At 68.8% G+C, this 24984-nt stretch carries 22 protein-coding genes; 15 read left to right on the forward strand and 7 right to left on the reverse strand.

Translation table 11 applies throughout. From position 1 onward, the window contains the following. Positions 1-7: 7 nt before the first annotated feature. The 4 genes from ACWDO5_RS08815 to ACWDO5_RS08830 are packed head-to-tail and all read right to left on the reverse strand — an operon-like array spanning position 8 to position 3598. A complete protein-coding gene (locus tag ACWDO5_RS08815) occupies positions 8-1111 on the reverse strand; it encodes a mandelate racemase/muconate lactonizing enzyme family protein (RefSeq protein WP_450529611.1) in 1104 nt (367 codons plus the stop codon). Further along, the gene (locus ACWDO5_RS08820) at positions 1108-1929 is read right to left on the reverse strand and encodes an amidohydrolase family protein (RefSeq protein WP_450529613.1); all 822 of its coding nucleotides are present in this window, start codon (positions 1927-1929) and stop codon (positions 1108-1110) included. Before ACWDO5_RS08820 ends, ACWDO5_RS08815 begins: the two co-directional genes overlap by 4 nt. After that, on the reverse strand, positions 1926-2702 hold the full coding sequence (locus ACWDO5_RS08825; RefSeq protein WP_450529615.1) for an amidohydrolase family protein: 777 nt from the start codon (positions 2700-2702) through the stop codon (positions 1926-1928). Before ACWDO5_RS08825 ends, ACWDO5_RS08820 begins: the two co-directional genes overlap by 4 nt. Further along, the gene (locus ACWDO5_RS08830) at positions 2702-3598 is read right to left on the reverse strand and encodes an NAD-dependent epimerase/dehydratase family protein (RefSeq protein ID WP_450529617.1); all 897 of its coding nucleotides are present in this window, start codon (positions 3596-3598) and stop codon (positions 2702-2704) included. Before ACWDO5_RS08830 ends, ACWDO5_RS08825 begins: the two co-directional genes overlap by 1 nt. Before the next feature lie 232 nt (positions 3599-3830). Between ACWDO5_RS08830 and ACWDO5_RS08835 the strand changes: the two genes are divergently transcribed. The 15 genes from ACWDO5_RS08835 (at position 3831) to ACWDO5_RS08905 (ending at position 19255) form a co-directional block, all read left to right on the forward strand. Next, a complete protein-coding gene (locus ACWDO5_RS08835) occupies positions 3831-4514 on the forward strand; it encodes a GntR family transcriptional regulator (protein WP_450529619.1) in 684 nt (227 codons plus the stop codon). A gap of 53 nt (positions 4515-4567) precedes the next feature. Next, the gene (locus ACWDO5_RS08840) at positions 4568-5470 is read left to right on the forward strand and encodes a dihydrodipicolinate synthase family protein (protein WP_450529620.1); all 903 of its coding nucleotides are present in this window, start codon (positions 4568-4570) and stop codon (positions 5468-5470) included. Continuing rightward, positions 5470-6243 carry an SDR family oxidoreductase gene (locus tag ACWDO5_RS08845; RefSeq protein ID WP_450529622.1) on the forward strand — a complete coding sequence of 258 codons (774 nt, stop codon included), beginning with the start codon at positions 5470-5472 and terminating at the stop codon, positions 6241-6243. The genes ACWDO5_RS08840 and ACWDO5_RS08845 overlap by 1 nt, the downstream gene beginning before the upstream one ends. A 232-nt stretch (positions 6244-6475) precedes the next feature. Next, complete coding sequence (locus tag ACWDO5_RS08850; RefSeq protein ID WP_450529624.1) at positions 6476-7885, forward strand: ABC transporter substrate-binding protein; 1410 nt, start codon at positions 6476-6478, stop codon at positions 7883-7885. A gap of 115 nt (positions 7886-8000) precedes the next feature. Next, on the forward strand, positions 8001-9017 hold the full coding sequence (locus ACWDO5_RS08855; RefSeq protein WP_450529625.1) for an ABC transporter ATP-binding protein: 1017 nt from the start codon (positions 8001-8003) through the stop codon (positions 9015-9017). Next, on the forward strand, positions 9014-10024 hold the full coding sequence (locus ACWDO5_RS08860) for an ABC transporter ATP-binding protein (RefSeq protein ID WP_450529627.1): 1011 nt from the start codon (positions 9014-9016) through the stop codon (positions 10022-10024). Before ACWDO5_RS08855 ends, ACWDO5_RS08860 begins: the two co-directional genes overlap by 4 nt. Further along, positions 10024-10971, forward strand: a complete 948-nt coding sequence (locus ACWDO5_RS08865) for an ABC transporter permease (RefSeq protein ID WP_450529630.1) — start codon at positions 10024-10026, stop codon at positions 10969-10971. Before ACWDO5_RS08860 ends, ACWDO5_RS08865 begins: the two co-directional genes overlap by 1 nt. Further along, on the forward strand, positions 10968-11894 hold the full coding sequence (locus ACWDO5_RS08870) for an ABC transporter permease (protein WP_450529632.1): 927 nt from the start codon (positions 10968-10970) through the stop codon (positions 11892-11894). The genes ACWDO5_RS08865 and ACWDO5_RS08870 overlap by 4 nt, the downstream gene beginning before the upstream one ends. Positions 11895-11908: 14 nt before the next feature. Continuing rightward, the gene (locus tag ACWDO5_RS08875; RefSeq protein WP_450529634.1) at positions 11909-12838 is read left to right on the forward strand and encodes a D-2-hydroxyacid dehydrogenase; all 930 of its coding nucleotides are present in this window, start codon (positions 11909-11911) and stop codon (positions 12836-12838) included. Continuing rightward, a complete protein-coding gene (locus tag ACWDO5_RS08880; RefSeq protein WP_450529636.1) occupies positions 12835-13797 on the forward strand; it encodes a D-2-hydroxyacid dehydrogenase in 963 nt (320 codons plus the stop codon). The genes ACWDO5_RS08875 and ACWDO5_RS08880 overlap by 4 nt, the downstream gene beginning before the upstream one ends. A gap of 21 nt (positions 13798-13818) precedes the next feature. Next, positions 13819-14670, forward strand: a complete 852-nt coding sequence (locus ACWDO5_RS08885; RefSeq protein ID WP_450529638.1) for a fumarylacetoacetate hydrolase family protein — start codon at positions 13819-13821, stop codon at positions 14668-14670. Between the two features lies 1 nt (position 14671). Continuing rightward, positions 14672-15961: an amino acid deaminase gene (locus tag ACWDO5_RS08890; protein WP_450529640.1), complete on the forward strand. Its 1290-nt coding sequence runs from the start codon at positions 14672-14674 to the stop codon at positions 15959-15961. 89 nt (positions 15962-16050) lie between these two features. Beyond that, positions 16051-16443, forward strand: a complete 393-nt coding sequence (locus ACWDO5_RS08895; protein ID WP_450529642.1) for a RidA family protein — start codon at positions 16051-16053, stop codon at positions 16441-16443. Then, positions 16440-18059, forward strand: a complete 1620-nt coding sequence (locus ACWDO5_RS08900) for an N-acyl-D-amino-acid deacylase family protein (protein WP_450529643.1) — start codon at positions 16440-16442, stop codon at positions 18057-18059. The genes ACWDO5_RS08895 and ACWDO5_RS08900 overlap by 4 nt, the downstream gene beginning before the upstream one ends. Then, entirely contained in the window at positions 18056-19255 is a 1200-nt protein-coding gene (locus ACWDO5_RS08905) for a hypothetical protein (RefSeq protein ID WP_450529644.1), read from the forward strand. Before ACWDO5_RS08900 ends, ACWDO5_RS08905 begins: the two co-directional genes overlap by 4 nt. Positions 19256-19300: 45 nt before the next feature. Here the strand turns inward: ACWDO5_RS08905 and ACWDO5_RS08910 are convergent, their stop codons facing one another. The 3 genes from ACWDO5_RS08910 to cobT form a co-directional block, all read right to left on the reverse strand. Continuing rightward, positions 19301-20200, reverse strand: a complete 900-nt coding sequence (locus tag ACWDO5_RS08910) for a TrmH family RNA methyltransferase (protein ID WP_450529645.1) — start codon at positions 20198-20200, stop codon at positions 19301-19303. Positions 20201-20270: 70 nt separating this feature from the next. Then, positions 20271-21509: a uroporphyrinogen-III C-methyltransferase gene (cobA, locus tag ACWDO5_RS08915; RefSeq protein ID WP_450529646.1), complete on the reverse strand. Its 1239-nt coding sequence runs from the start codon at positions 21507-21509 to the stop codon at positions 20271-20273. Positions 21510-21657: 148 nt separating this feature from the next. Beyond that, entirely contained in the window at positions 21658-24939 is a 3282-nt protein-coding gene (cobT, locus tag ACWDO5_RS08920) for a nicotinate-nucleotide--dimethylbenzimidazole phosphoribosyltransferase (RefSeq protein WP_450529647.1), read from the reverse strand. Positions 24940-24984 lie beyond the last annotated feature (45 nt).

Below are 24984 nucleotides of genomic sequence, written 5' to 3' on the forward strand. Positions count from 1 at the left end.
TTCTCCCTCAACGATCGATCCGGAACCGGTCCAGCGCGGCGGCGTCGACCGTGACGCCCAGGCCTGGCCCGCTCGGCACCGCGAGCCGGCCTTCCTCGATCCGCAGTGGTTCAGCCAGCAGGTCTTCCGCGTGGTAGGCGAAACCGCAGACGTCACTGGCGAGCGGGAGGTCGGGCACCGCGGCGGCCAGGTGGGCGTTCGCCGCGGTCCCCAGGCCGAGTTCCGGCATGCTGCCGATCCAGATGGACATCCCCGCAGAGCGCGCGAGCTCCGCAATCTGACGTGCCGCCCACAGCCCGCCCGCCTCGCTGAAATACACATTGAGCACGTCCGCCGCGCGGTTGCGCACGATGTCCAACGCGTCGTGGAACGACCACACGCTCTCGTCCGCGGCAAGCGGGATCTCGGACCGCCCGCGCAGTTCGGCCATGCCGGCCAGATCCCTGCCCGGAAGGGGTTGCTCGACGAGCTCGACATCGTATTCGGCAAGCTGCGCCAGTCGGCGCGCGGCGATCGGGACCGAGCGCCAGGCCTCGTTGACGTCCACCCGGATGGCGACATTCTCGCCGACGGCGTAGCGCACCGCGGCCAGCGCGGCCCGGTCCTGCGCCCATTCGCGGCCTATCTTCACCTTCAGTGTCCGGAACCCGGCCTCGGCCTGCTCGCGCGCGTCTTCGGCCATGGCGGCGGGATCGTTCATATGCAAGGAGAAGCTGAGGTCGATCCGGTCGCGCACGGCCCCGCCCAGCAACTGGTGAACGGGTACTCCGGCGGCCTTGCCGCAGATGTCGAGCAGGGCCATTTCGACGCCGGCTCGGGCGGGTGCGTCGAACCGAGCCGGCATCAGGTGTTCCATGCGCTGGGACAGCAAGGTGATCGCGGTCGGGTCGGCGCCGATCAGCGCCGGCGCCAGGATCGTGTTGACGTCGGGGCACAGTCCACTGCCCTGACGCCACCAGACCAAGCAGATTTCGCCCCAGCCAGTGATCCCGGCATCGGTGTCTATGCGGACTATCCCGGCCTCGGTGTGCTCGCGGAGGCCGAAAGCGCTGCGGGCCGGGCGCGCCCGCGGGAGCCGCACGGGGATCGCTTCGATGGCGACGATTTTCATGCGGGCACCTCGGTGAGGACGCCGTCGCGGACTTCGACACGCAGGATCCTGGCGAGGTTGTCGTACAGGATCGCGTCGCGGACGTCCTCGGGAATGTCGGCGTGCACGACGGCGCCGAGGATCAGCCCGGGTTCGATGAAGGGGCTGTCCGATCCCCAGGTGAGGCGGGTCTTGTCCGCGCGGGCGGCGAGGTGCTCGACCGCCCAGCAGTGTCGCTGCATCGCGGTCATGTCCAGGACGACATTCTCGGTGCGCTCGACGAGGGCGACCGCTTTGTCCAGCCCGAGGTCCAGTCCGGCGTGCCCGAGCAGGAGGGTGGCGCCCGGGTAGGTCTTCGCGAGGCGTTCGAACACCTCCAGGCGGTCGCCGGCGAAGTAGCTGTGGAACAGCACGGGGAGCCGGTGCTCATCGGCGTAGCGCCACATCTTCTGATATCCGGGCCCGTTGAGGGGGTAGTCGCCGTGCAGTTCGGGATGCACCTTGAATCCGCGGAACCCGGGTTCCGCGAAGCAGGTCTCGATCTCGGCCTCGACGGTGTCGGGATAGTTCGGGTTGATCACGCAGAACCCGATCAGCCGGTTCGGGTGCCGGCGGACCGCGTCGATGACCACTCCGTTCCCGTAGTGGTGATCGGCGGAGATGCCGGCGTGGTGGCTGACGCAGGCCACGTCGATGCCGACCGCGTCGAACCGTTTGACCATCCCGTCGGCGTCGTTGTCGGCGATATGGAAGTTGCGGTAGAAGCCCATGTGCGCGTGACCGTCGATGATCGGGGTCCTCTTGGCGAAGGCTCGGTACGTTGCGGTCCGATCGGTCACAGCTGAGCTCCTTCCAGCAGGCGTGCCAGGTTCCCGGCCGCGATGAGGGCTTTGTCCTCGTCGGAGACGGACGCCGTCGCCACGTGGTAGGCGGCCCCGGCGAGCGTCCAGTAGGGGAAGCCGGAGCCGAACAGCATGCGGTGTGCTCCGAACTGGGAGCAGATCCGTTCGATGCCGTTGTGCACCCAGTAGCCGCCGGTCTCGATGTACACGTTGGGCGCACGTTCGAGCAGCGGGTACAGGCCACGGTCGCTGCGTCCGCCGGGCCTGATCAGGATGAGCGGCAGGTCGGGGAAGGCGTCGGTCATGTCGTAGAGGCCCCGCCAGTCCGCCTCGTCGCGCCGTCCGAGGTCGAAGTCCACGAACACGGGAACCCGGGCGGCCTGCAGTACTTCGAAGAGGTTACCCAGCACGCGGGGGTCGAACGGATACCGGTGGACGCCCGCAGAGGGAAAAACCCGGACACATCGGGCGCCCCGTGTCTGGAGCTGGCTCAGTACCTCCGTGGGCTTCCACAGCTCTCCTGTGTGCTCCGGGAGCAGAGTGAGGCAGGGGACGAAGCGGTCTCCGGCGGGGAGCTCGTCGGCCAGCAGGTCGTTGCCTATGGAGGGCGAGTACTCCTTGGCCGCGACATGGGTGACCACGCCGCGAGCGATTCCGATCCTGTCGTGCTCCGCCCCGAGAACCGCCGGGGTCACCCGGTGCGGGAAGAACTTCGGCACTGCCACCTGGCCGACGAAGTTATTGCAGTCGAAGAAGGTCAGGTCGGGCATCAGGCACCGACCCTGCCGGGCCCGGCGGGCGACGTGCCCGTCAGCAGCTGCCGGATGTCCTCGGCGTAGGCGACCTCGGAATCGTCCTGGGGCTGGTAGCCGAAGACCTTCCGGGCCGAGGTCAGCGACCAGAAGGCCCGGGAGTTGTCGCTGATCCCGTAGACGACCTGCCAGGGAATGCCGTGCTCGTTGCGGATGTCCTCCGTCTCGACGCAGCGGAGGAACAGCTGCTGGGCGTCGCGGGCCGACAGCCAGGCGCCGAGGTCCCGCTTGTAGCGAGCCAGTCCGGTGGGGTAGTCGGGGCCGGGCTGCGGCGCCGGAGGCTCATCGGCCGAGTAGGTCGACGCGTCAATGTCGCGCGGGGCGCCGATCCGGACCTGCACCACCTCGAGGCTGCGACCGAGCGCCCCTGTGGCGTATACGAAACCCAGATGCTCGTAGCACGCCTTGGACCAGCCGTAGAAATTGTCGGCCAGGGGCAGCTCATCAGGGGTGACGACGTCCTTGAGCCCCTTGTGGACCAGCGCGTGCTCGTACCAGTCGGCAGCGTGGTTGGAGCTGGCCACGACGACCCGTCTGACCCCGGCGTCGTGAGCGCAGCGGTAGACGTTCTGGCTCATCCGGATGTTGCCGAATTCGATCTCGAACTTGTCGATGTGCGGAACGGTGTTGTCGTAGTTGCTGCCAGGAGCCGAGTGTCGGTAACCCAGGTGCAACACGGTGTCAACGCCGTCGAAAAGACCGTCCAGTTCGGACCGGTCGGTCGTACTCAGATCGGCGATCTGCACGCCGTCTTCCTTGCCGGGCTTGATGTCCACGAGCCGCAGGCGGTAGCGCTCGCGCAGTGCGGGCAGTAGCTGGTCGGCCATGTAGCCGGTGGCACCGGTGACGAGCATTAGGCGATCCGATTGTGCTGTGCGCAAGTCGAACTCCCTTTACATGCGGGTGGGTTGCGCAAAGTAACTGCTGTGTCATGTGCGGCAACCGTCGCGAGATGAACGCAGTGGGATGAACCGAGGCTTGTCGGCAGACCATACACCGTGTACGGTCCCCGTCCAGATGCCAGATGCCAGATGCCAGATGCCAGATACGGATACGAGATATCAGATGCTGTGAACGGAGGCCTGCATGTCCCGTCCCCAGTTGCGCCCCCTGCGATCCAAGCCGGAAAGCCTGACCGACATGGTCACCGACGCGATCAAGGAGGCCATCGTCGGGAAGGAACTCGCGCCCGGGACCCGGGTGTCCGAGGCGATGCTGGCCACGCGTCTGGAGGTCAGCAAGACCCCGGTCCGCGAGGCCCTCCTTCGGATGAGGCATTTAGGGTTGGTTGAGTCGAACGGCGGTGGGCTGCAGGTCGTGCAGCCTTCCTGGCAAAAGATCCACGACGCCTACGAACTGCGCGCCGGCCTCGAGCGGGTGTCGGCGAAGCACGCGGCGACCCGGCGTTCCGAGGCCGATCACATGATGTTGGCCGAACTCGCCGCGGCCTCGCTGGACTGCGCCAAAACCGCGGATGTCGCCGGTTTCCGTGATTCCGACCGGAGCTTCCACCATCTGGTGGCCACCTGCTCGGGGAACACGGCGCTCGCGGCGGCGGTCGACGAGGCACTCCTGCTCACTTCAGCTCTACGGCTTCGCGACGTCCCCCGCACCGGGGACTCGGTGTCCTGTGCCGCGGAGCACGTCCAGATCGCCAGGCTCATCGGGACACAGCAGCCGGAACTCGCGGCCGCGGCGATGGAGGCTCACGTCGAACACGTGATGTCGACCGTGCTCGCCGCGGTTCCGGAACCCGGCAAGTCCTTCTGATCCTTCTTCAGCACAGCGCTAAAGGGCACGATCAAGTGCCGGAGAGGTAACGGATGCAACGCACAGAACCACTCACCCGCGGCCTGTGGGGTGTGCTGGCGACACCCTTCACGGAGGACGCGTCCGCTGTGGACGACGCGTCACTCCGCCGTCAGGTCGACTTGCACCATGCCGCGGGATCGACCGGGCTCGTGGTGCTCGGAGTGTTCGGCGAGGGGGCGCGCCTCAGCGCCGCTGAGGGGGATCATGTGGTCTCCGTGGTGACGGCCGCCTCCGACCTGCCGATCGTGGTCGGACTGTCAGCGCTGGACACAGCCGAGGCCGTGGCCGCCGCGGAGCGGCTCAGCGGCAAGGTTCGCGGTGGTACGCCCTCGTTCATGGTGCAGGTCAACACGACCCATCCGGACGCGCTGGCCGCTCACTTCGGGGCGATCCACGAGGCGACCGGGGCCGGGATCGTGGTGCAGGACTACCCGGTGGCGAGCGGGGTGCACATCGCCGGCGCCGAGTTGGCCAAGGCCGTGCGGGAGTGCCCATTCGCGGTGGCGGTGAAATCGGAGGCACCGCCCACGTCGGCGGCCATCGCCGAACTGTCCAGTCAGGTCGAGGTTCCGGTGTTCGGGGGACTCGGCGGCATCGGCCTGCTCGACGAGTTGATGGCGGGCGCGGCCGGCGCGATGACCGGGTTCTCCTACCCCGAGGCACTCGCGTCCGTGCTGGAGGCATTTGAGGGAGGCGGTTATCCGGCGGCACGCGAGAAGTTCCTTCCTTGGCTTCCGCTGGTGAGTTTCGAGGCCCAGGTGAAGATCGGCCTGGGCATCCGCAAGGCCGCCCTCACCGAGCGCGGCATCTTCGCCCATGACGCGGTCCGGCCGCCGGCGCAAAGGATCGCCGACTCGCTGCGTCCGCTGCTGCGCGAACACCTCGACTCTGTGCACCACCTGGGAGTGATCTGATGGAACTGGGACTCGAAGGGCGTACGGCGTTGGTGGCCGGTTCGACATCCGGTCTGGGACTGGCGATCGCGCGCACTCTCGGCAGGGAGAAGGCCAACCTCGTCCTTTGCGGGCGCCGGTTGCCGCTGGCCGAGGAACAGGCCGCCGACCTGCCGTCCGCCATCGGCGTGGAGCTGGATCTCAGCGATCTCGACAGTGTGGCCAGTGCGGTCGACAAGGCAACCTCCGCATTCGGTGGGATCGACGTGCTGGTGCTGAACTCGGGTGGCCCGCCCGCCGGGCCCGCGGTGGATCTGACACCCGAGGGCATGGCCGCCGCCGCCCAGACCCTTTTGCTGGCACAGATCCGGCTCGTTTCCCTGGTGCTGCCCGGCATGCGCGAGCGCGGCTGGGGCCGGGTGCTCGCGATCGGATCCAGCGGTGTCCAGCAACCGATCCCGAACTTGGTCATGTCCAATGTGGCCAGAGCCGGACTCGCCTCCTATCTGAAAACGCTCGCGGGTGAAGTCGCCCGCTATGGCGTCACCGTCAACATGATTCTTCCTGGGCGAATCGAAACTGATCGCATCGGTGAACTCGACGCAGGTCAGGCGAAGCGGCTCGGAATCGACATCGAAACCGTTCGGAAACGTTCAGAAATTAGTATTCCAATGGGCCGTTACGGTAATCCGGAGGAATTCGCAGATGTGGCTACGTTCCTCTGTAGTGAGCGTGCCACCTATGTCACTGGTTCACAGGTCCGGGTCGACGGCGGGCTGATCGCCGGTCTGTGACTGAGAGTTGGAATCCCGCGCATACCGCCTTCCCAAAACCTCGCTCTGCGGGAAACACCATGTAAGCAAGGCCGATTCCGCGCCGGAAAGCGGCTCCCGAGAGGAAGTTCAGTAGATGAGGCTAAAGCTAATACGGGGAATCGCGGCCGTCACTCCGGCCCTCCTTGTGGTCACTGCCTGCGGTGGAGGGGCACCGAGCAGTTCGGGCGGCGGTCAGAACGGTACTCTGGTTGTGGCGGAAACCGTGACGCCGCAGACCTTCGACCCGACCCAGTCATCGCAGATCGCCACCATGTACGCGTGGCAATTGGTCTACAACGGACTTGTCCGGGACGACGCCCAGGGCAAGGTGCAGCCGGATCTCGCGGCTTCCTGGACCACGAGCCCGGACGGCAAGACCTACGACTTCACATTGCGCCCGGACGCGAAGTTCTCGGACGGCAGTCCGGTCACCGCCGATGACGTCGTCTTCTCGTTCGAGCGCCTCATACACGGCGGCCTTCCCTACGCCACGGCTCGGTTCCCCAATCTGACGTCGGTGTCGAAGATCGACAAAACGCACGCGCGGTTCACGCTGAGCAAGCCCGACGCCGGATTCCTGCTCAACCTGGGTTCGCCGTTCCTGATCGGTTCGGCGGTGCTCAGCAAGAAATTCTTTGCCACGCACAACCCCAAGACGGAAGTCATGGGCGCCGGACCGTTCAAGGTCGTGTCCTACAGCCCGAACAGCGAATTGGTGCTGCAGCGCAACGACAACTACTGGGACAAGCCCCTGTTGCCGAAGTACAAGACGCTCAACATCAAGTACATGCCGGACGCCTCGGCTCAGGCGGCGGCTCTGCAGTCCAACCAGGTCGACCTGATCTTCCCCAGCACGGAAAGCACCCAGCAGCTGAAGAAGAACAGTCAGCTCAAGGTCACCAGCGTGCCCGGGACGAACACGGTCCGGCTGAACATCAACACCAACCGCAAGCCGTTCGACAATCCGGATGTGCGGCGGGCGATCTCGCTCGCCCTGAACCGGGAGGAGATCGTGCAGGGTGCCTTCCTCGGTGAGGCTACGCCGAGTGCCCAGCTACCCCCGTCGACCTCGTTGTCGATTCCGATGGATGAGCTGAAGTACCAGAAGCACGACGTCGCACAGGCCAAGGCACTGCTGGCCAAGGCGGGTCACCCGAACGGCATCGACATCACGCTCGACCACATCGCCGGCTACGGAACCTATCTGGACCGCTTCTCGCAGCTGGTGAAGAGCGAGCTTGCCCAGGCGGGGATCCGGGTGGAGATCCAGGCCAACCAGAGCGCCGTGTGGCTGGACCATCAGAACAAGGCCAACTACGACATCCTGGACAACGTCTACGCCTTCACCGGTGACCCCAGGTCGCTGCTGACGCCGAGGCCGGGACGGCAGGGGCCGACTCCGCCGGAGATGACCTCGCTCATCGACAAGGCGACGAACGGCAGCATGGGCGACTACGGCAAGAACCTGCAGCAGTTGGCGCGCATGGAAGACGACCTCGTGTTCCCCGACATCGCGGTCGCGGCGCCGAACGCGATCGTCGTCACCGGGCCGAAGGTGGGGTCGGCCAAGCCGGATCCGACACTCGCCCGGCAGTTCCTCGGCTCGATAGTGCTCAAGTAGCCCGTCGGCTCCCGGTTCCGGCGGGACAAAGAGCTCCCGCCGGAACTGGGGCTCCAAGGTCGACTTTTGAAAGGATGTGGATCCGGTGGAGGATACGCGACCCACACAGCGCCCCGTGGTCGGAAGTGAACCCGTACTTTCCGTACGCGATCTCAACACCTGGTTCCACACGCCCCGCGGCGTGGTGCGGGCTGTGGAAGGGGTGTCGTTCGACGTCGGGGCAGGCGAAACCCTCGGCCTGGTGGGGGAGTCCGGTTCGGGTAAGAGCGTCACGGCCATGTCCGTGCTCCGGCTCGTCGCCCACCCAGGCCGTATCCAGTCGGGCAGCATCTCGCTGGCCGGGCAGGACGTTCTGGCGCTGAACCCGGAGCAACTGCGGCAGATGCGTGGATCGGGTGCGGGCATGGTGTTCCAGAACCCGATGACAGCGCTGAACCCCGCGTTCACCGTCGGCTGGCAGTTGTCGGAGGCCTTGCGCGCCCACGGCCGGCCGGCCGGCAAGGCCGCGCGCGAACCGGTGGAGGCCGCGTTGGCCGGGGTCGGCATGCCCGATCCGGCGCGCCAGCGTGTCTCCTACCCGCACCAGATGTCCGGCGGCATGCGCCAACGAGTCGTCATCGCCATGGGGATGATCAACGACCCGAAGCTGCTGATCGCCGACGAGCCGACGACCGCACTGGATGTGACCATCCAGGCGCAAGTGCTCAAGCTGATGAAGCGGCTGACCGCGGAGCTCGGCACCGCGCTCCTGCTGATCACGCACAACATGGGCGTGATCGCGAAGATGTGCGACCGGGTGGCGGTCATGTACTCGGGCGAGATCGTGGAAGAGGCACCGGTCCGCGAGCTGTTCGCGGCACCGCGCCACCCCTATACCGCGGGCCTGCTCCGGTCGACTCCGCGTGCCGACCAGGCCAGGGGCAAGGTGCCCACCCTGCCGGGGTTCCCGCCGGACATGGCCAACCCCCCGGTCGGCTGCCGCTTCGCCGAACGATGCGCGTTCGCCAGGGAAGCGTGCCGGACCACGCATCCCGAGCTGGTGGAGATCGCGCCCGGACACAAGAGCCGGTGCCTGGTGACCCAGGAGACCGGGCGCCCGGTCTCTGAACTCACGGCCGGGACAGGAGCGTGATCACCGTGCCGGAAAGAACGAAGTCCGCCGAGCCGTTGCTCGAAGTCAACGACCTGGTCAAGCATTTCCCGGTACGGGACGCCGGAAAGCACAAGCTCGTGCGTGCCGTGGACGGGGTCTCCCTCACGATTCAGGCTGGTGAGACGCTCGGGGTCGTGGGCGAGTCCGGGTGCGGTAAGTCGACCGTGGCCCGGCTGGCTGTGGGCCTGCTCAAGCCGACCGGCGGCACGGTGCGGGTCCGCGGCGGAGACATCTGGGCCCGCGATTCGGCCGGCAAGGAGCGCCGTCGCAGCCTGCAGATGGTCTTCCAGAACCCCGCGGGATCGATGAATCCGCGCAGGACCGTCGGGGCCGCCATCGAGGAGCCGTTGCGGGCTCAGGGATTGAGCGACAACCGCGAGCGGGTGGCCGAAATGCTCGCCATGGTGGGCCTGAAGCCGGAGATGGCCGACCGCTTGCCGCACGAGATGTCCGGTGGCCAGCAACAGCGCGCCTGCATCGCGCGTGCCCTCATCGCCGACCCCGCGCTGGTGGTGCATGACGAGTCGGTCGCCTCGCTGGACATCTCACTGCAGGCGCAGATCCTCAACCTGCTGGTCGACCTGCAGGACCGGCTCGGGGTGTCCTACCTGTTCATCAGCCATGATCTCGCGGCGGTGCAGGCGATCAGCCACCGCGTGGCGGTGATGTATCTCGGCGAGGTGGTGGAGACCGCGTCGGCGGAGCAGTTCGCCGAACGGCTGCTGCACCCGTATTCCATGGCCTTGCAGCGCGCAGCGTTGGTGCCCGATCCGGAGATCGAGCGCAATCGCAGCGACATCGTGCTGACCGGCGACGTGCCCAGTCCGATGAACCCGCCGAGCGGCTGCCGGTTCCGCACTCGCTGCCCGCTGGCCGAGCAGCGTTGTGAACTGGAGAAACCCTTGTTGACCGACGCCGGCGACGGCCGTCTGGTGGCCTGTCACTTCCCGGGCAAGCCGGTGCCGGGCGACGGGAGGGACGACTGATGGCCCGGATACTCGCGACCCGCCTGGCCAGTCTGACAGCGGTGCTGCTGGTCGTGTCGGTGCTGGTGTTCCTGCTCGGTTCGCTGATACCGGGCGACCTCACCAGCGTGATCGTCGGCCAGGAGGGAGCGACCGCGGCGCAGTTCGCGGCCGTGCGCCACCAACTCGGTCTCGATCAGCCGCTGCCGATGCAGTACGTGCACTGGCTCGGCTCCGCGCTCCAAGGTGACTTCGGCACCTCCCCGATCACGGGCCGCAAGGTCTCCTCGGATCTCGCGCAACAGATCCCGGTCTCGGCGGAGCTGGCCCTGTGGTGCCTGTTCTTCTCCACGCTGATCGGCATCCCGGCCGGCATCCTGGCCGCGGTGCACGCGAACCGGCGAGTGGACGTCATCCTTCGCTCCAGCCTGCTGGTGCTGTTCTCGATGCCGGTGTTCGTGATCGGCGTACTGGTGATGCTGGTCGGCGCCAAGATCGCGCCGGACCTGTTCCAGGTGAGCTACGTGTCCTGGCAGGAGGATCCGGTCGGCCACCTGCGCTCGCTGATCATGCCGCTGCTGACCATCACGTTCCCGTTCGCCGCGATGACCATGCAGATGACCCGTAGCGCAACGCTGGAGGTGCTGCACGACCCGTTCATCGTGACCGCTCGCGCGGTCGGTGTCCGGATCCGGAGGATCCATTACCTGCATGCCCTGCGCAACGCGCTGCCTCCGATCATCACGTTCCTCGGCTTCCAGCTCGGTGTCATGCTCGGCGGTCTGATCGTCGTGGAGCAGCTGTTCAGCCTCCCCGGGCTGGGCAGGGGCATGTTGGATGCGATCAACAACCGGGACTATCCCGAGGTGACGGCGGCGACGATGGTCTTCGCGGCGGTCTTCGTGGTGATCAATGCGGCAATCGACATGCTCTATCCCCTTCTCGATCCCCGCCAGAGGTCTCGATGAGCACAATCCAGAGTTCGAGCGTGCGGGAGGCAGACCCGTCGAAGCACGCGAAGCGAGGCCGTTCCCGCAGCGGTGTCGTCCACCAGCTAATACGCCATAAGGCGGGTGCCGCCGCGCTTGTCGTGATCGCGGTGTTCGCGGTGCTGGCGGTGCTGGGGCACTGGCTGGAGCCGTACGACCCGAACGTCGGCAGCGTGGCCGACAGCCTGAACGCACCCTCGGGCACGCACTGGCTGGGCACCGACGATCTCGGGCGGGACGTGCTCAGCCGGGTGATCGACGGAACCAGGATCGCCATGGCGGTCGCCCTGCTGTCGGTGGCGATCGCGCTGGTGATCGGCCTGGTGATCGGCGTGCTCGCCGGTTTTGTGGGCGGTTTCGTCGACACCGTCCTCACCCGTTCGCAGGACGTGCTGTTCGCCTTCCCGACGCTGCTGCTCGCGATCATCCTGGTCGCGGTGTTGGGCCCCGGCCTGCTCAACGCGTCGCTGGCGATCGCGATCGTCTACATACCCCGGTTCGCACGCATCGCGCGGTCCTCGACGCTGCAGATCAAGAACAGCGAGTATCTCGACGCCGCACGGCTCGCCGGGGTCAGCCCCATCGTGATGATGGTCCGGCACGTGGTGCCGAATGTGCTGCCGTCGGTGATCGTCCTCGCGGCATTGAGCATGTCGACCGCCCAACTGGCTTACGCATCACTGGCTTTCCTCGGGCTCGGCGTCAGCCCGCCCCAGGCCGACTGGGGCAGCATGCTGTCCGAAGCGCGCAACTTCGTCACGTCTGCCCCGTGGATGGTGTTGTGCCCGACGGTGGCGCTGGTGGCGCTGATGTTGGCGTTCAACGTGCTCGGCGACGCGATCCGCGACGTCCTGGATCCCCGCAGCAACCAGTCCGGAGCGGCGACGCTTCCGTCCGTGTGAACAGGAGTTCTTCAGTGATACGTGCAGTCCTGCACCCGTGGTTTCCCACCGGGGTGGACTCGATCCTGCACAAGGTCCCCGGCGTGGATCTTCTGGTCGCCCGGGACCAGGACGAGGTGGCGGCGGCGCTGGCCGACGGTGCCGAGGTGCTGGTCACCTCGTACTGGCGCGAGGATTTCCTCACCCCCTCGCTCCGTTGGATCGCCGGAACCGGCGCCGGCTTCGAGCAGTACCCGCTCGCCGATCTGGCGGCGAACGGAGTCGTGCTCACCACCGCCCACGGCGTCCACTCGGCGTGCGTGGCCGAACACGCCTTCGCGTTGCTGCTGGCATGCACGCGGGAAATCGGCCGGTCGGCTCGCAACATGGCCCAACACCGTTGGGAGCCGCTGACGGGTGAGGAACTCAACGGCAAGCGGATGTTGGTCGTCGGGCTCGGGCTCATCGGGGAGGAGGTGGCCCGCCGGGCGCTGGCGTGGGACATGGATGTCGTCGGCATCAAGCGGGACCCCAGCTCCTACGACGGTTGCGTGAGCGATGTGCGGGACCCGTCGGCGCTGGACGAACTGTGCGAGTGGGCCGACGTCGTCGTGCTGACCGCCCCGGCCACCCCGGACACCCGCGCGTTGATCGGCGAGCGAGCGCTGTCCCTTCTCGGGCCGGGGTGGCTGGTCAATGTCGCGCGTGGCGCCCTGGTGGACCACGACGCGCTGCTCAAGGCGCTCCGCAGCGGCGAGTTGCGCGGGGCCGGGCTGGACGTGACGGATCCCGAACCGCTGCCCGAGGACTCCCCGCTCTGGGACCTGGAGAACGTGGTGATCTCGGCACACAGCGCCGGCGACAGCCCGGGATACGGGTCGCGATGGGGGAAGCTGTTCGAGCGCAACCTCGCGGCGTTCACCGGCGACGGCTCGTGGCACAACCGATTGGGGACGCAGCGATGACGCGACTTGTAATGCTGCCCCCGCAGGACGACGTGACCCGGTCCTGGGCCGAGGCGGTGTCCGCTGTGGACGAGTTGAAGGTCCGGATAGCCGAGACACGTGAGGAGGCACTGGAACTGCTGCCCGGCGCCGAAGCCGCCTTCGGCACCCTGGATCCCGACCTGCTCGCGGCCGCACCGCAACTGCGCTGGCTGCAGGCGCCGATGGCCGCTCCGCCCCCGGGCTACTTCTTCGAGGAGTTGGTTGCGCATCCGGTGGAGGTCACGAACTTCCGCGGCATCTACAACGACCACGTCGCCACGCACGCCGTCGCGATGGTCCTGGCGCTGGCGCGCGGACTGCATCGGTACGCACGACAGCAGGCGGACGGCGCATGGGTCCGGCATCTGGACGATTCCGACGTCGTGCACCTGCCGGAGGCCACGGCCGTCGTGGTGGGGGTCGGCGGCATCGGCGCGGAGATCGGCCGCATGCTGAACGCGTTCGGCGTCACCGTGCTGGGCGTTGACCCGCAGCGCGAGAGTCCGCCCGAGGGCGTGCGGTCGATGCACTCGCCCGCGGAGCTGGACACCCTGCTGCCCCGGGCCGACGTCGTGGTGCTCACGCTGCCGCACACTCCGGAAAGCGAAGGCCTGATCAACGACGAGCGGCTGGCGTTGCTGCCGCCCCGCGCACTCCTGGTCAACATCGGTCGCGGCCCGACGGTGTCGCTCGACGCGGTCTGCGCGGCCCTGGACTCGGGACGCCTCGGCGGTGTGGGACTGGACGTGTTCGAAATCGAGCCGCTGCCGGCAGACCACCCGCTCTGGCGCCACCCGAAGGCGATCGTCACTCCGCACGTCGCCGTGGTGGGCCCCTACATCAACGACCGGCGACTGGAGGTGTTCCGCACCAACGCGGTGCGGTTCGCGGCCGGTGAGCCCCTGGTCAATGTCGTCAGCAAGAACCTGTGGTACTGAAAACCCTGTTGAGGAGAAGGCGTGAGGATTGCAACGATTGCCGGGGAACCGGCGGCCCGCCCGGTGCTGGTGGACGCGGACCGGGGGGTGATCCCGGTGGCCGAGGTGCTCCCCAGTTTCGCCGGCGACGCCATGGACCTGCTCGACCCCGAGACATACCGCGAGGCGGTGGCAGCCGCCACCGCGGCGGACAGTGACAGGTATTTCGACCCCGCTACGGTCACGTTCGTCGCGCCGTACCGGTCTCCGCGCAAGATCTGGGGCATCGGGTTGAACTACGTGGACCACGCGGGGGACCTGTCCGAGAGCGTCCCCACCGAGCCCGCCTCCTTCATGAAGGGCGACCACACCATCGTCGGTCCCGGCGAGGAGATCGTGCTGCCGGAGCAGAGCGGGCGGGTCACCGCTGAGGCCGAACTCGGCCTGGTGATCGGCAAGTTGTGCCGTGACGTGTCGGAAGAGGACGCACTCGACTATGTCTGGGGCGTCTGCACGATCCTGGACCAGACGGCCGAGGACATTCTGCAGCGCAACCCGCGCTTCCTGACCCGGTCGAAGAACTTCCCCACGTTCTTCTCCTTCGGCCCCGCCGTCATCCCGCTGGCCGAGGTGCTGGCGACCTTCGGCTCGCTGTCGCAGGTCGAGGTCAGCACCGCGCTCAACGGCGAGGTGCGGCGCACCAACACCGTCTCCAACATGGCCTTCGGCCCGGAGTTCCTGGTCAGCTTCCACAGCAAGGTGATGCCGCTCTTCCCGGGCGACATCATCTCCACCGGCACCCCCGGTGCTGTGGTCATCCAGGACGGGGACATCGCCGAATGCCGTATCCCCGGCATCGGAACCCTGGTCAACCCCGTTCGGGCGAAGGGCTGACATGAAGACCGAAGCGATGGCGGAACTCGGCGACATAGTCCTGGACCACCGGTTCAAAGGCATCCCCCTTGAACAGCTACTGCCTTTCGCCGAGTTCGGCAAGCAGGGATGGAACGTGGCCCGCGGCGACCTGTCGCTGCCGGTGACCACGCTGCGTGCCGGGGCGCTCGAACACAACATCGCCACCATGGCCGAGTACTGCGCCCGGCACGGGGTGCTGCTCGCCCCGCACGGTAAGACCACCATGGCGCCGCAGTTGTTCGAGCGTCAGCTCCAGGCCGGCGCCTGGGCCATGACCGCCGCCACTCCCGGCCAGGTGCGGATCATGCGCCGCTTCGGCGTACCACGGGTGCTGCTCGCCAACGAGTTGGTGGAACGCGGCGCGCTGCGGTGGGTGGGGCGCGAGCTGGAAGAGGACCCGTCCTTCGATTTCCTGTGCCTGGTCGACGACCCCGCCGCGGTGCGGCTCATGGACGACGCGCTCGATGGGGTACTCCGCTCCCGCGAACTGTCGGTGCTGGTCGAGGTCGGCGTTCCGGGCGGCCGCACCGGCACCCGTGAGGCGGACCAGGCGGTCGCGGTCGCCCAGGCCGTCGCGGCCTCCCGGCACCTTCGGGTGGCAGGCGTGGAAGCGTACGAAGGGCTGGCCGCACGCGGCGTGAGCCCGCAGGAGCTCGACGCGGTCGACACGGTGCTGGACCAGGTCAAGGCACTCGCGGTGGAACTGGCCGCGCAGGGCCTGGCCGATCCCGACGGGATGCTGATCACGGCGGGCGGCAGCATCTACTTCGACCGCGTGGTGGAGCGGCTGGGCGACTGGTCCGGCACCGGGGTCAGCCCCCGGTTGGTGCTGCGCAGCGGCTGCTACATCACGCACGACGCCGGCCGCTACCGGGAGTTGTCACCGCTCGACGAGCGGCGACAGCCGGGCGAGGCGCTGGAGCTCCGCAACGCCCTGGAGTCCTGGGCCGTGGTGCTGTCCCGGCCCGAACCGGGGCTTGCCATCCTGGGTGCCGGCAAGCGGGACCTGGCCTACGACGTGGAGATGCCGATGCCTGCCCGGTTGCACCGTGCGGACGGCGAGGTCGTCGACCTTAGTGGCACGGCGTCCGTGACCAAGCTGATGGACCAGCACGCGTTCATGACGGTAGACCCCCAACTGGCCATCAGCCCGGGGGACATCGTCACCCTCTTGGTGTCACACCCGTGCGCCGCGTTCGACAAGGCGCCCCTTCTGCCGATCCTCGACGACGACCACACGGTCGTCGACGGCATCCTCACCTTCTTCTGAACTTCGCCGGAATCCTCATTTATCCAAGCACCTCCCCTTCCTCGAACCGATTCTCCCGAATCGACTTCCCCACGTAAGGAGCAACCCTCATGACCCGTCAGGCTGGAGTCGTCCCGGACGGCCCCCCGGTCGGAGGCCCCTACTCGACGAGCTGCCGCATCGGCCGAATCGTGGCCGCGGCCGGACAGTGCGGCTATCTGCCCGACCGGTCGATCGTGGAAGGCGTGACCGCGCAGACCCGGCTGGCGATGGAGAACCTGCGGGCATCTCTGGAAGCGAGCGGGGCGTCGCTGGCGGACGTGATCTCGGTGGAGGCGTATCTCACCGACACCGACCACTTCGCCGAGTTCAACGGGGTGTACGCGGAGTTCTTCGAGCAGCCCTACCCGGCACGCACCACCGTGTACGTGGGCCTGCGCCCCGGCGTTCTGGTGGAGGTGAGCGCCCTGGCGGTGCTGCCCGATGACGGGCCTGGCCGATGATCCATGACCTGCTGCTGCGCGGCGCCACGGTGGTCGACGGGACGGGCGCACCGGGCTTCTCCGCCGACGTCGCCGTCGCGGACGGTCTGATCGTCGCCGTGGGCGACTTGGGGGGTACGCCCGCCCGGCGTGTCGTCGATGCCGAGGGCCTGGTGCTCAGCCCCGGCTTCATCGACCTGCACACCCATGCAGACTTCACGCTGCCGTCGTACCCGCGCGCGCTGTCGATGGTCTCCCAGGGCGTAACCACGCAGCTGACCGGTAACTGCGGGTTCTCCCCGTTCCCGGTGGTGCCCGAGCGGATGGCGCTGCTGCGCGAGTACGCCGGCTTCCTCGACGCCGGGCTGCCCTGGGGCTCCTGGCACACCGCGGAGGAGTTCTTCGCGCTGCTGGACGAGTTGCCGCTGTCCGGGAACGTCGCCTGTCAGGTGGGACACGGCAGCGTCCGGATGGCTGCGATGGGGTTCGACACCAGTGAACCCAGCCCGGAGCAACTGGCGCAGATGACCGAATACGTCGCGGACGCGATGGCGGCAGGCGCCTTCGGCATCTCCAGCGGGCTCACCTATGCACCCGCCAGCGCGGCCACGACCGACGAACTGGTCGCCGTCGCCGAGGCCGCGGCCCAGGCCGGTGGCTTCTACTCGACCCACATCCGCAGCGAGGCGACCACGGTCGAGGAGGCGGTGACCGAGGCGCTGGACGTGGGCCGCAGGGCCGGTCTCCCAGTGCAGCTGAGCCACCACAAGATCATGGGCCAGGGGAACTGGCCGAAGGTCAGCCGCACCCTGGCCCTGGTCGACGCAGCCTCGGCCGAAGGCATGGACGTGCTGCTGGACCAGTACCCGTACACCGCAGGAAGTACCGGGCTGGCGGTTGTCCTTCCCCGTTGGGCTCTGGTCGGTGGCGTGGCGGAGATGCAGGCGCGCCTGGCGGACCCGGACCAGCGTGCCAGGACCCGGGAGCAGATGGCCGCGCAGCGGCCAGAGGATCTGCGAGCCGGGCTGCGCGTGTTCGAGCCCGACACCGTAGTGATCGCCGAGGTGCCGGAGGGGCCGCTGACCGCGTACGTCGGCCGGACCCTCACCCAGGTCGCGCAGGCGCGCGGCCAGGATCCGGTCGACGCGGCGCTGGACCTGCTGTCCGAGGCGGGCGGGGGGATCCTCACGATCGTGCACGGGCAGTCCGAGGACAACCTGCGCCGGATCATGAGCCATCCGCTCACCGCCATCGCCAGCGACGGGTGGACGCTCAGCCCCGAGGCGGGGGGCCGGCCACATCCGCGAAGCTACGGAACGTACGCGCGGGTGCTCGGCCGATACGTACGCGAGGACAAGGTCCTCGGTCTTGAGGAGGCCGTGCGCAAGATGACGTCGCTGCCCGCGCGGCGTCTGGGGCTGACCGACCGCGGCGTGATCAAGCCGGGTGCGGCAGCCGATCTGGTGCTCTTCGACCCAGGATCGGTCATCGACAACGCCACCTTCGACGACCCGCACCGGTTCTGCGGCGGGGTGCGCACCGTCGTGGTGAACGGCGTGGTGGTGGTCGACGACGGGCACGACACCCACGCCGTGGCAGGGCGCGTCCTGCGGCGGACGACGGAGGGCGCGGCATGAAGGCCTCGATGTTCGTCTTCGGGACCGACTTGGTGCACGAAGGCTACGACAACGTGCTGGGCAACCTCGCCGACCGCGCCGGTGTGCAGGCGGTTTCCGTGTCGGCCACCTACCACAACGCGCGGGATGTCTTCCCGCACAATCCGGTGCACCGGGTGTATCGCCATGAAGGTGACATCTCCTGGTTCGTACCCCGGGCCGGCACCTATCCCGCCGGGATGGTGCCGCCCTTGGCCGAGGACGCCCAAGGCGTGGACGTCCTCGCCGAGTTGGGTAAGCGAGCCGAGCGGCACGGCCTCCAGGTGAATGCTTGGACGATCTTCACGCACAATTCCCGGATCGGTGCTACGAACCCGGATTGCACCGTGCGGAACGTCTACGGCGACACGTCCCGCGGTGATCTGTGCCCGGCCAATCCGAAGGTGCGCGACTATTTCCTGGCACTGGCGGCCGACGTCTGCCGGTATCCGGTCACCAGGCTGCTCGCCGAATGCCTGCACTACCGGCCCTTCGAGCACGGCGAACACCACGAGCGCTACCTGATCGACCTGCCTCCCACCGCCCGCATGCTCCTGGGCCTGTGCTTCTGCACCCACTGTCGGCAGCAGGGCGCTGCGGACGGGGTGGACGTCGAAGGACTGGCCACCGGAATCCGGCATGCCCTGGAGCCGCTCTGGGCCGGTGAGCCGATGCCGGCCCTGGAGCCCGCCCTTGCCGCGGAGTTGGACGGGTACCTGTCGATGCGCGAGACCGTGGTGGTGGAACTGACCAGGAACGTGCGCGCGGTCGTCTCCGCGGCGGGTGTCGAACTGACCTTCATCGACCACGCGGGAGCCATGTCTCACGTCATGGCCGGTACCGAAGCGGACGAGTCTCCCCTTGTGCCCGCCCGGAAACTCGGGGTTGCTCCGAGCCGGATCACGGCGGAGGCGGACGAGTTGGCGGTACTCGGCTATGCCGCGACCCCGCAGCGAGTGTCCTCAATACTGGCCGCGTACCGCGGCGAAATCGGCCAGGCGCCGTTGTCCGTCGCGATCCGGCCCCTGCTGCCGGATTGCGCCACACCCGAGAACCTGGCCGCGAAGGTGGCCGCGGCCAGGAACGCGGGCGTGCGGCGGGTCGACTTCTACCACTATGCGATGGCACCCCTGGACCGCCTGGACTGGATCGCCGCCGCCTTGACCACTTCGACGTGACCGACGGCCGCGCCTGCGGGCCGCGGCTCATGATCACTTCCGGGGTCAGTCAGACCTCGGCCGGGTGGCGTAGAAGGCGACAGCTGAGGCAGCGGCCACGTTCAGTGAGTCGACACCAGCATCCATCGGGATGCGTACATGCTCGTCGGCAGCCCGTAGCGCTCCGGCCGACAACCCCTCCCCCTCCGTGCCCAACATCACGGCCAGCTTCTCGTAATGGCGGTCGGCGAGCTCGTCGAGAGTGATGGACCGCTCCGAGAGGCAGAGGGCCGCGAGCACGAAGCCGTGCTTCCGGACGACATCGGCGTCACGCGGCCATGACTCAAACCTGGCGTACGGAACGGCGAGGACAGCCCCCATGGACACCTTCACGGCCCGCCTATAGAGGGGGTCGGCACAGCGCGGGGTGAGGAATACGGCGTCCACTCCCAGAGCCGCCGCATTGCGGAAGGCTGCACCCAGGTTGGCATGATCAACGATATCCTCGAAGATCGCGATACGACGTTGATCAGCACGCCTTTGTAGACTCAAAGGCAACACCGCGCCGATGTTGGTGTGGTCGTTGACCGACTCCATGACGACCACGCGACGGGCCGACTGGAGCAGATCGTCGGCCGTAGGAAGGGGTTTGCGCTGCATGGAGGCGAGTGCGCCGCGGTGGATGTGGTATCCGGTGACGCGTTCGGCGAGTTCGGGGCTCACCGCGTACACGGGGGCCGGGAGCTCGTCGATGACGTCGCGCATGACGTCGACCCACTTGGCGGAGAGCAGCATCGACCGCATCTCGTAACCGGCGTCCTTGGCCCGTCGGATGACCTTTTCGCCCTCGGCGATGAACAGGCCTTCCGCGGGCTCGCGCTTGCGCCGGAGCTCGACGTCGGTCAGACCCGTGTAGTCGCGCAGGCGCGGGTCGTCGGGGTCCTCGACAGTGATGAGATCAGCCACAGGGTGATACTGCCTTCTCCAGGGTGTGGTGCCAACGGCCGGGCGGAGGTGTGTTACTGACGGTTACGCATTAGGCGTTGCGCCGTGCGGCCTGCGGGCCGACGGTGACGACTTCGCCGATCACAATGACCGCCGGCGGGCGTACGTCCTCGGCCAGTACCGTCTCGGCCACGGTCGCCAGGGTCGCGTCGACGCGGCGCTGGGCCGCGGTGGTGCCCTCCTGGACCAGGGCCACCGGGGTCTTTGGGCTCTTGCCGTGGGCGATGAGGGTCCGCGCGATCGCGCCGATCTTGTCGACTCCCATCAGGACGACGAGCGTGCCGCGGAGCCCCGCGAGGGAGGCCCAGTCGACCAGCGAACGCTCGTCGTCGGGGGCGACATGGCCGCTGACCACCGTGAACTCGTGCGCGACACCGCGGTGGGTGACCGGGATGCCGACAGCACCGGGGACGCTGATGGAACTGGAGATGCCGGGGACGACCGTGCACGGGATGTCGGCCTCGGCGAGGGCTTCGGCCTCCTCCATGCCACGGCCGAAGACGAATGGGTCGCCGCCCTTGAGGCGTACGACCGCCTTGCCCGCCCTCGCGTGCTCGATCAGGGCGTTGTTGATGGCCTCCTGGGCCATGTAGCGGCCGTACGGGATCTTCGCGGCGTCGATCACCTCGACGTGGGGCGGGAGTTCGTCGAGGAGGTCGCGCGGGCCGAGGCGGTCGGCGATGACGACGTCCGCCTCGGCGAGGAGGCGGCGGCCGCGGACGGTGATCAGATCCGGATCGCCGGGACCGCCGCCGACGAGGGCGACGCCGGGGGTCCTGGTGCGGTGGTGGCGGGCAGCGAGCGTGCCGTCGCGCAGGCCCTCGACGATGGCGTCGCGCACGGTGGCGGAGCGGCGGGGGTCGCGCCCGGTCAGCACCGCGACGGTCACGCCCTCGGACCGCCCGGTGGCCGGGGTCCAGGCGGTGGCGGCGCTCGCGTCGTCGGAGCGTACGCACCAGGTGCGGGTGCGCTCGGCCTCGGCGGAGGCGCGCTCGTTCGCCTCGGCGTCGGAGGTGGCGATGAGGGCATACCAGGCGTCGGCAAGGTCGCCCTCGGCGTACGGACGCCGCTCCCAGCGGATCTCGCCGGCCGCGGCCATCGCCTCGACGGAGGGGGTCGCGTCCGGTGACACGAGGACGATCTCGGCGCCGCCCGCGATGAGCGCGGGGAGCCGGCGCTGGGCGACCTGGCCGCCGCCGAGTACGACGACGCGGCGTCCGGTCAGGCGAAGTCCGACGGGATAGGCGGGGTGCTCGGCATGCTCGGCCATGACGGTGCGGGCTCCTCGGGCGGGTGGTGCGTGCACGGAGCCGCTGCGGCGGTGAAGCGGCTGGTGGGGCGGGGTGCGAAGCCCCGGCGCCCACCTTACGGGCCGGGGGCGCCTGGGGCACCGTGCCCCCACCCCGGCCCCCGCCGCGCTACTTCTCCGTAACGCCCGCCGAGTCGAACGTCGCCACCTCGTGCATCGCTCTCGCCGCGCTCTGCACCACCGGCAGCGCCAGCAGCGCACCCGTGCCCTCGCCCAGACGCAGGTCCAGGTCGATCAGCGGGCGAAGGCCCAGCTTGTTGAGGGCTGCCACGTGGCCGGGCTCAGCGCTGCGGTGGCCCGCGATGCAGGCCGCCAGCGCCTCGGGAGCGATCGCACGGGCGACCAGCGCGGCCGCGCCAGCCGAAACGCCGTCCAGCACCACCGGCGTACGCAGCGACGCACCACCCAGGATGAAGCCGACCAGCGCCGCGTGCTCCAGGCCACCGACCGCGGACAGGACGCCGACCGGGTCCGCCGGGTCGGGCGCGTGAAGCTTCAGCGCGCGGCGCACCACGTCCACCTTGCGGGCGTGCATCTCGTCGTTGATGCCCGTGCCGCGGCCGGTGATCTCGCCCGGGTCCATGCCCGTGTAGACGGAGATCAGCGCCGCCGAGACCGTCGTGTTCGCGATGCCCATCTCACCGGTGAGCAGCGCCTTGTTGCCCGCCGCCACCAGGTCCCGCGCGGTCTCGATGCCGACCTCGACCGCCGAGAGGACCTCCTCGCGGGTCAGCGCGGGGCCGGTCGTGAAGTCCGCCGTACCCGGCCGGACCTTGCGCGGCAGCAGACCCGGCGTGGCCGGCAGGTCCCCGGCCACACCCACGTCGATCACGCAGACCTCCGCGCCCACCTGCGTGGCGAACGCGTTGCAGACAGCGCCCCCGCCGAGGAAGTTGGCCACCATCTGGGCCGTCACCTCCTGCGGCCACGCCGTGACCCCCTGCGCGTGCACCCCGTGGTCGCCCGCGAAAATCGCGACCGCGGCGGGCTCCGGGATCGGTGGCGGGCACAGCCGGGACAGTCCGCTCAGCTGCGCGGAGATGATCTCCAGCATGCCGAGCGCGCCCGCCGGCTTGGTCATCCGCTTCTGCCGCTCCCACGCCTCGCCGAGCGCCTTCGCGTCCAGCGGGCGGATGTTGGAGACGGTCTCCTGGAGCAGATCGTGCGGCTTCTCGCCGGGCAGCGCGCGCCGGCCGTACGTCTCCTCATGGACGACCCACGACAGCGGACGGCGCTTGGACCAGCCCGCCTGCATCAGCTCGGGCTCCTCCGGGAACTCGTCGACGTAACCCACACAGAGATACGCCACGACCTCGAGGTGCTCCGGCAGCCCCAGCGCACGCACCATCTCACGCTCGTCGAAGAAGCTGACCCAGCCGACACCGAGGCCTTCGGCGCGGGCGGCGAGCCACAGGTTCTCGACGGCGAGTGCGGAGGAGTACGGGGCCATCTGCGGCTGGGTGTGCCGACCCAGCGTGTGGCGGCCGCCCCGCGTCGGGTCGGCGGTGACCACGATGTTCACCGGGGTGTCGAGGATCGCCTCGATCTTCAGTTCCTTGAACTGCTTCGCCCTGCCCTTCGGCAGCGACTTGGCGTACGCCTCGCGCTGACGCTGGGCGAGCTCGTGCATCGTGCGCCGGGTCTCGGCGGAGCGGATGACGACGAAGTCCCAGGGCTGCGAGTGGCCGACGCTGGGCGCGGTGTGGGCGGCCTCAAGTACGCGGAGCAGCACGTCGTGCGGGATGGGGTCGCTGCGGAAGCCGTTACGGATGTCCCGGCGCTCGCGCATGACGCGGAGTACGGCTTCGCGCTCGGCGTCGTCGTAACCGGGTGCGGGCGCGCCGTCGACCGCGAGCGGCGCGGGCGCGGGCTCCTGTTCGGGTGCCGGCGCGGACTCTTCGGCCACGACGACCTCCTCGGCGACCTCAACGACCGTGGCGACCTCAACGACCGTGGCGTCCTCGTCGATTTCGGCGACCTCGGGAGCCGCGACGGGCTCGGCCTCGGCGGCGGGCTCGGGGGTGGGCTCCGCGAGCGGTTCCGAGCCGCCGTCGCGTGGCGCGGGCAGGGACACGAGCGCGACCGCCTCGGGCACAGGCTCGGGCGCGACCGCCTCGGGCTCGGGCTCGGGCTCGGGCTCGGACACGACCGCCTCGGGCTCGGGCTCGGACACGACCGCCTCGGGCACAGACTCGGCGGCCGCTGCCGCCACTTCCTGTACGGGCTCGGGCACCGCTTCGGGCTCGGGCGCCACTTCCGGCTCGGGTTCGACCGTCACAGCGACCGGCGTCGGCGCCAGGTGCGGCGTGGTGGGGAGCGCTGCCTCGACGTGGACGAACTGCCCGGCAGGCGTCGGCTCCGGCTCTGTTTCAGGCTGCGGCTCGGGTGCCGGGGCAGGCGCATCGGCCGCCTCCAGAGTGGCCGGCGCGGCAGGTGTGACTGGAGCGACCGGCGCGGGCTCTGGGACGACCGTTTCTGCTGCTGCCGGAGTCGGCGTATGGGACTGCGGAGGCTGCGGGTCCCAGGGGCCCGCGGCCTGCGGCGGGATCTCGCCCAACTGCGGCCCCGGCAGCACGGCGCCGGTCTCGTCGCGCGGAATGTCGAGGTACTCCAGGCCCGCCGTGGGCGGCCCGGGAGTGTGTACGGGCATGACGTGCGGCGGCGTCCCCGCCGGACCGCGGTCGGCGAGAGAGCGCACCACACCGCCGGTGCTGTCGGGCATCGGCGGGCCCATGTGCAGCGGGCGCCGCGCGGGCGGAGGCGTCGGCGTGGCCGATGCGGGCGGGACGCGTGCGGCACTGAGGTCTACGGAGCCGGAGTCACGGCCCCCGGCCTCGTGCGCTCTGGACTCGTTCGCGTGGTGGACGGGCGCGGCCGACTCGGCGACGGCCTCTTGCGCCGGAGCGAACTGTTCCTGCGCGAAGGCGGGTGCGGCAAGATCCGGAGCCGCGAACTCCTGGGCCACGGGCGCCTGCATCTGCGCGGGCACCTCGACATAAGACTCGGAGGCAAAGAGCTCGGCCCCGTGGTGTTGAGAAACGCCGTACTGAGAAGCGACGTGCTCAGGAACGACGTGCTCGGGAACGAGATGCTCAGGAACGAGGTACTCAGAGGAGACGTGCTCCGGCCCGGGCGCCTGAGCCACCGGCATCGCCACCGTAGCCCGGCCCCCAGCCCCCAGCCCCACCGGGCCCTGCTGTACGGGCTGCACCGGCTGCGGGTCGCTCCACGCCCCCTGCGCCCCCGGCATCAGCAGCAGATCGTCTTCTTCCGGACCGTTCTCGGAGGGTTCGAGGAAGGTGTACGCGCCCGGAGCGGGGATGCCCGGCTGCTCCACCATGCCTGCGTTCTCCGGCAGCCCCTCGCCCGGGATCTGGCCGGTGTCAGTCATGCGTACCCCTCGCCCATCGCTTGTGCTCCTTCGCCCATCGCCCGG

It is taken from the genome of Streptomyces sp. NPDC000880, from assembly GCF_053599675.1.

Excerpts from the sequence above, each read along its gene's own strand:
- ACWDO5_RS08815 (WP_450529611.1), bottom strand. The coding sequence starts at position 1,111 with ATGAAAATCGTCGCCATCGAAGCGATCCCCGTGCGGCTCCCGCGGGCG.
- ACWDO5_RS08825 (WP_450529615.1), bottom strand. The coding sequence starts at position 2,702 with ATGCCCGACCTGACCTTCTTCGACTGCAATAACTTCGTCGGCCAGGTG.
- ACWDO5_RS08830 (WP_450529617.1), bottom strand. The coding sequence starts at position 3,598 with ATGCTCGTCACCGGTGCCACCGGCTACATGGCCGACCAGCTACTGCCC.
- ACWDO5_RS08835 (WP_450529619.1), top strand. The coding sequence starts at position 3,831 with ATGTCCCGTCCCCAGTTGCGCCCCCTGCGATCCAAGCCGGAAAGCCTG.
- ACWDO5_RS08840 (WP_450529620.1), top strand. The coding sequence starts at position 4,568 with ATGCAACGCACAGAACCACTCACCCGCGGCCTGTGGGGTGTGCTGGCG.
- ACWDO5_RS08845 (WP_450529622.1), top strand. The coding sequence starts at position 5,470 with ATGGAACTGGGACTCGAAGGGCGTACGGCGTTGGTGGCCGGTTCGACA.
- ACWDO5_RS08865 (WP_450529630.1), top strand. The coding sequence starts at position 10,024 with ATGGCCCGGATACTCGCGACCCGCCTGGCCAGTCTGACAGCGGTGCTG.
- ACWDO5_RS08870 (WP_450529632.1), top strand. The coding sequence starts at position 10,968 with ATGAGCACAATCCAGAGTTCGAGCGTGCGGGAGGCAGACCCGTCGAAG.
- ACWDO5_RS08880 (WP_450529636.1), top strand. The coding sequence starts at position 12,835 with ATGACGCGACTTGTAATGCTGCCCCCGCAGGACGACGTGACCCGGTCC.
- ACWDO5_RS08890 (WP_450529640.1), top strand. The coding sequence starts at position 14,672 with ATGAAGACCGAAGCGATGGCGGAACTCGGCGACATAGTCCTGGACCAC.
- ACWDO5_RS08895 (WP_450529642.1), top strand. The coding sequence starts at position 16,051 with ATGACCCGTCAGGCTGGAGTCGTCCCGGACGGCCCCCCGGTCGGAGGC.
- ACWDO5_RS08900 (WP_450529643.1), top strand. The coding sequence starts at position 16,440 with ATGATCCATGACCTGCTGCTGCGCGGCGCCACGGTGGTCGACGGGACG.
- ACWDO5_RS08905 (WP_450529644.1), top strand. The coding sequence starts at position 18,056 with ATGAAGGCCTCGATGTTCGTCTTCGGGACCGACTTGGTGCACGAAGGC.
- cobA (WP_450529646.1), bottom strand. The coding sequence starts at position 21,509 with ATGGCCGAGCATGCCGAGCACCCCGCCTATCCCGTCGGACTTCGCCTG.
- cobT (WP_450529647.1), bottom strand. The coding sequence starts at position 24,939 with ATGACTGACACCGGCCAGATCCCGGGCGAGGGGCTGCCGGAGAACGCA.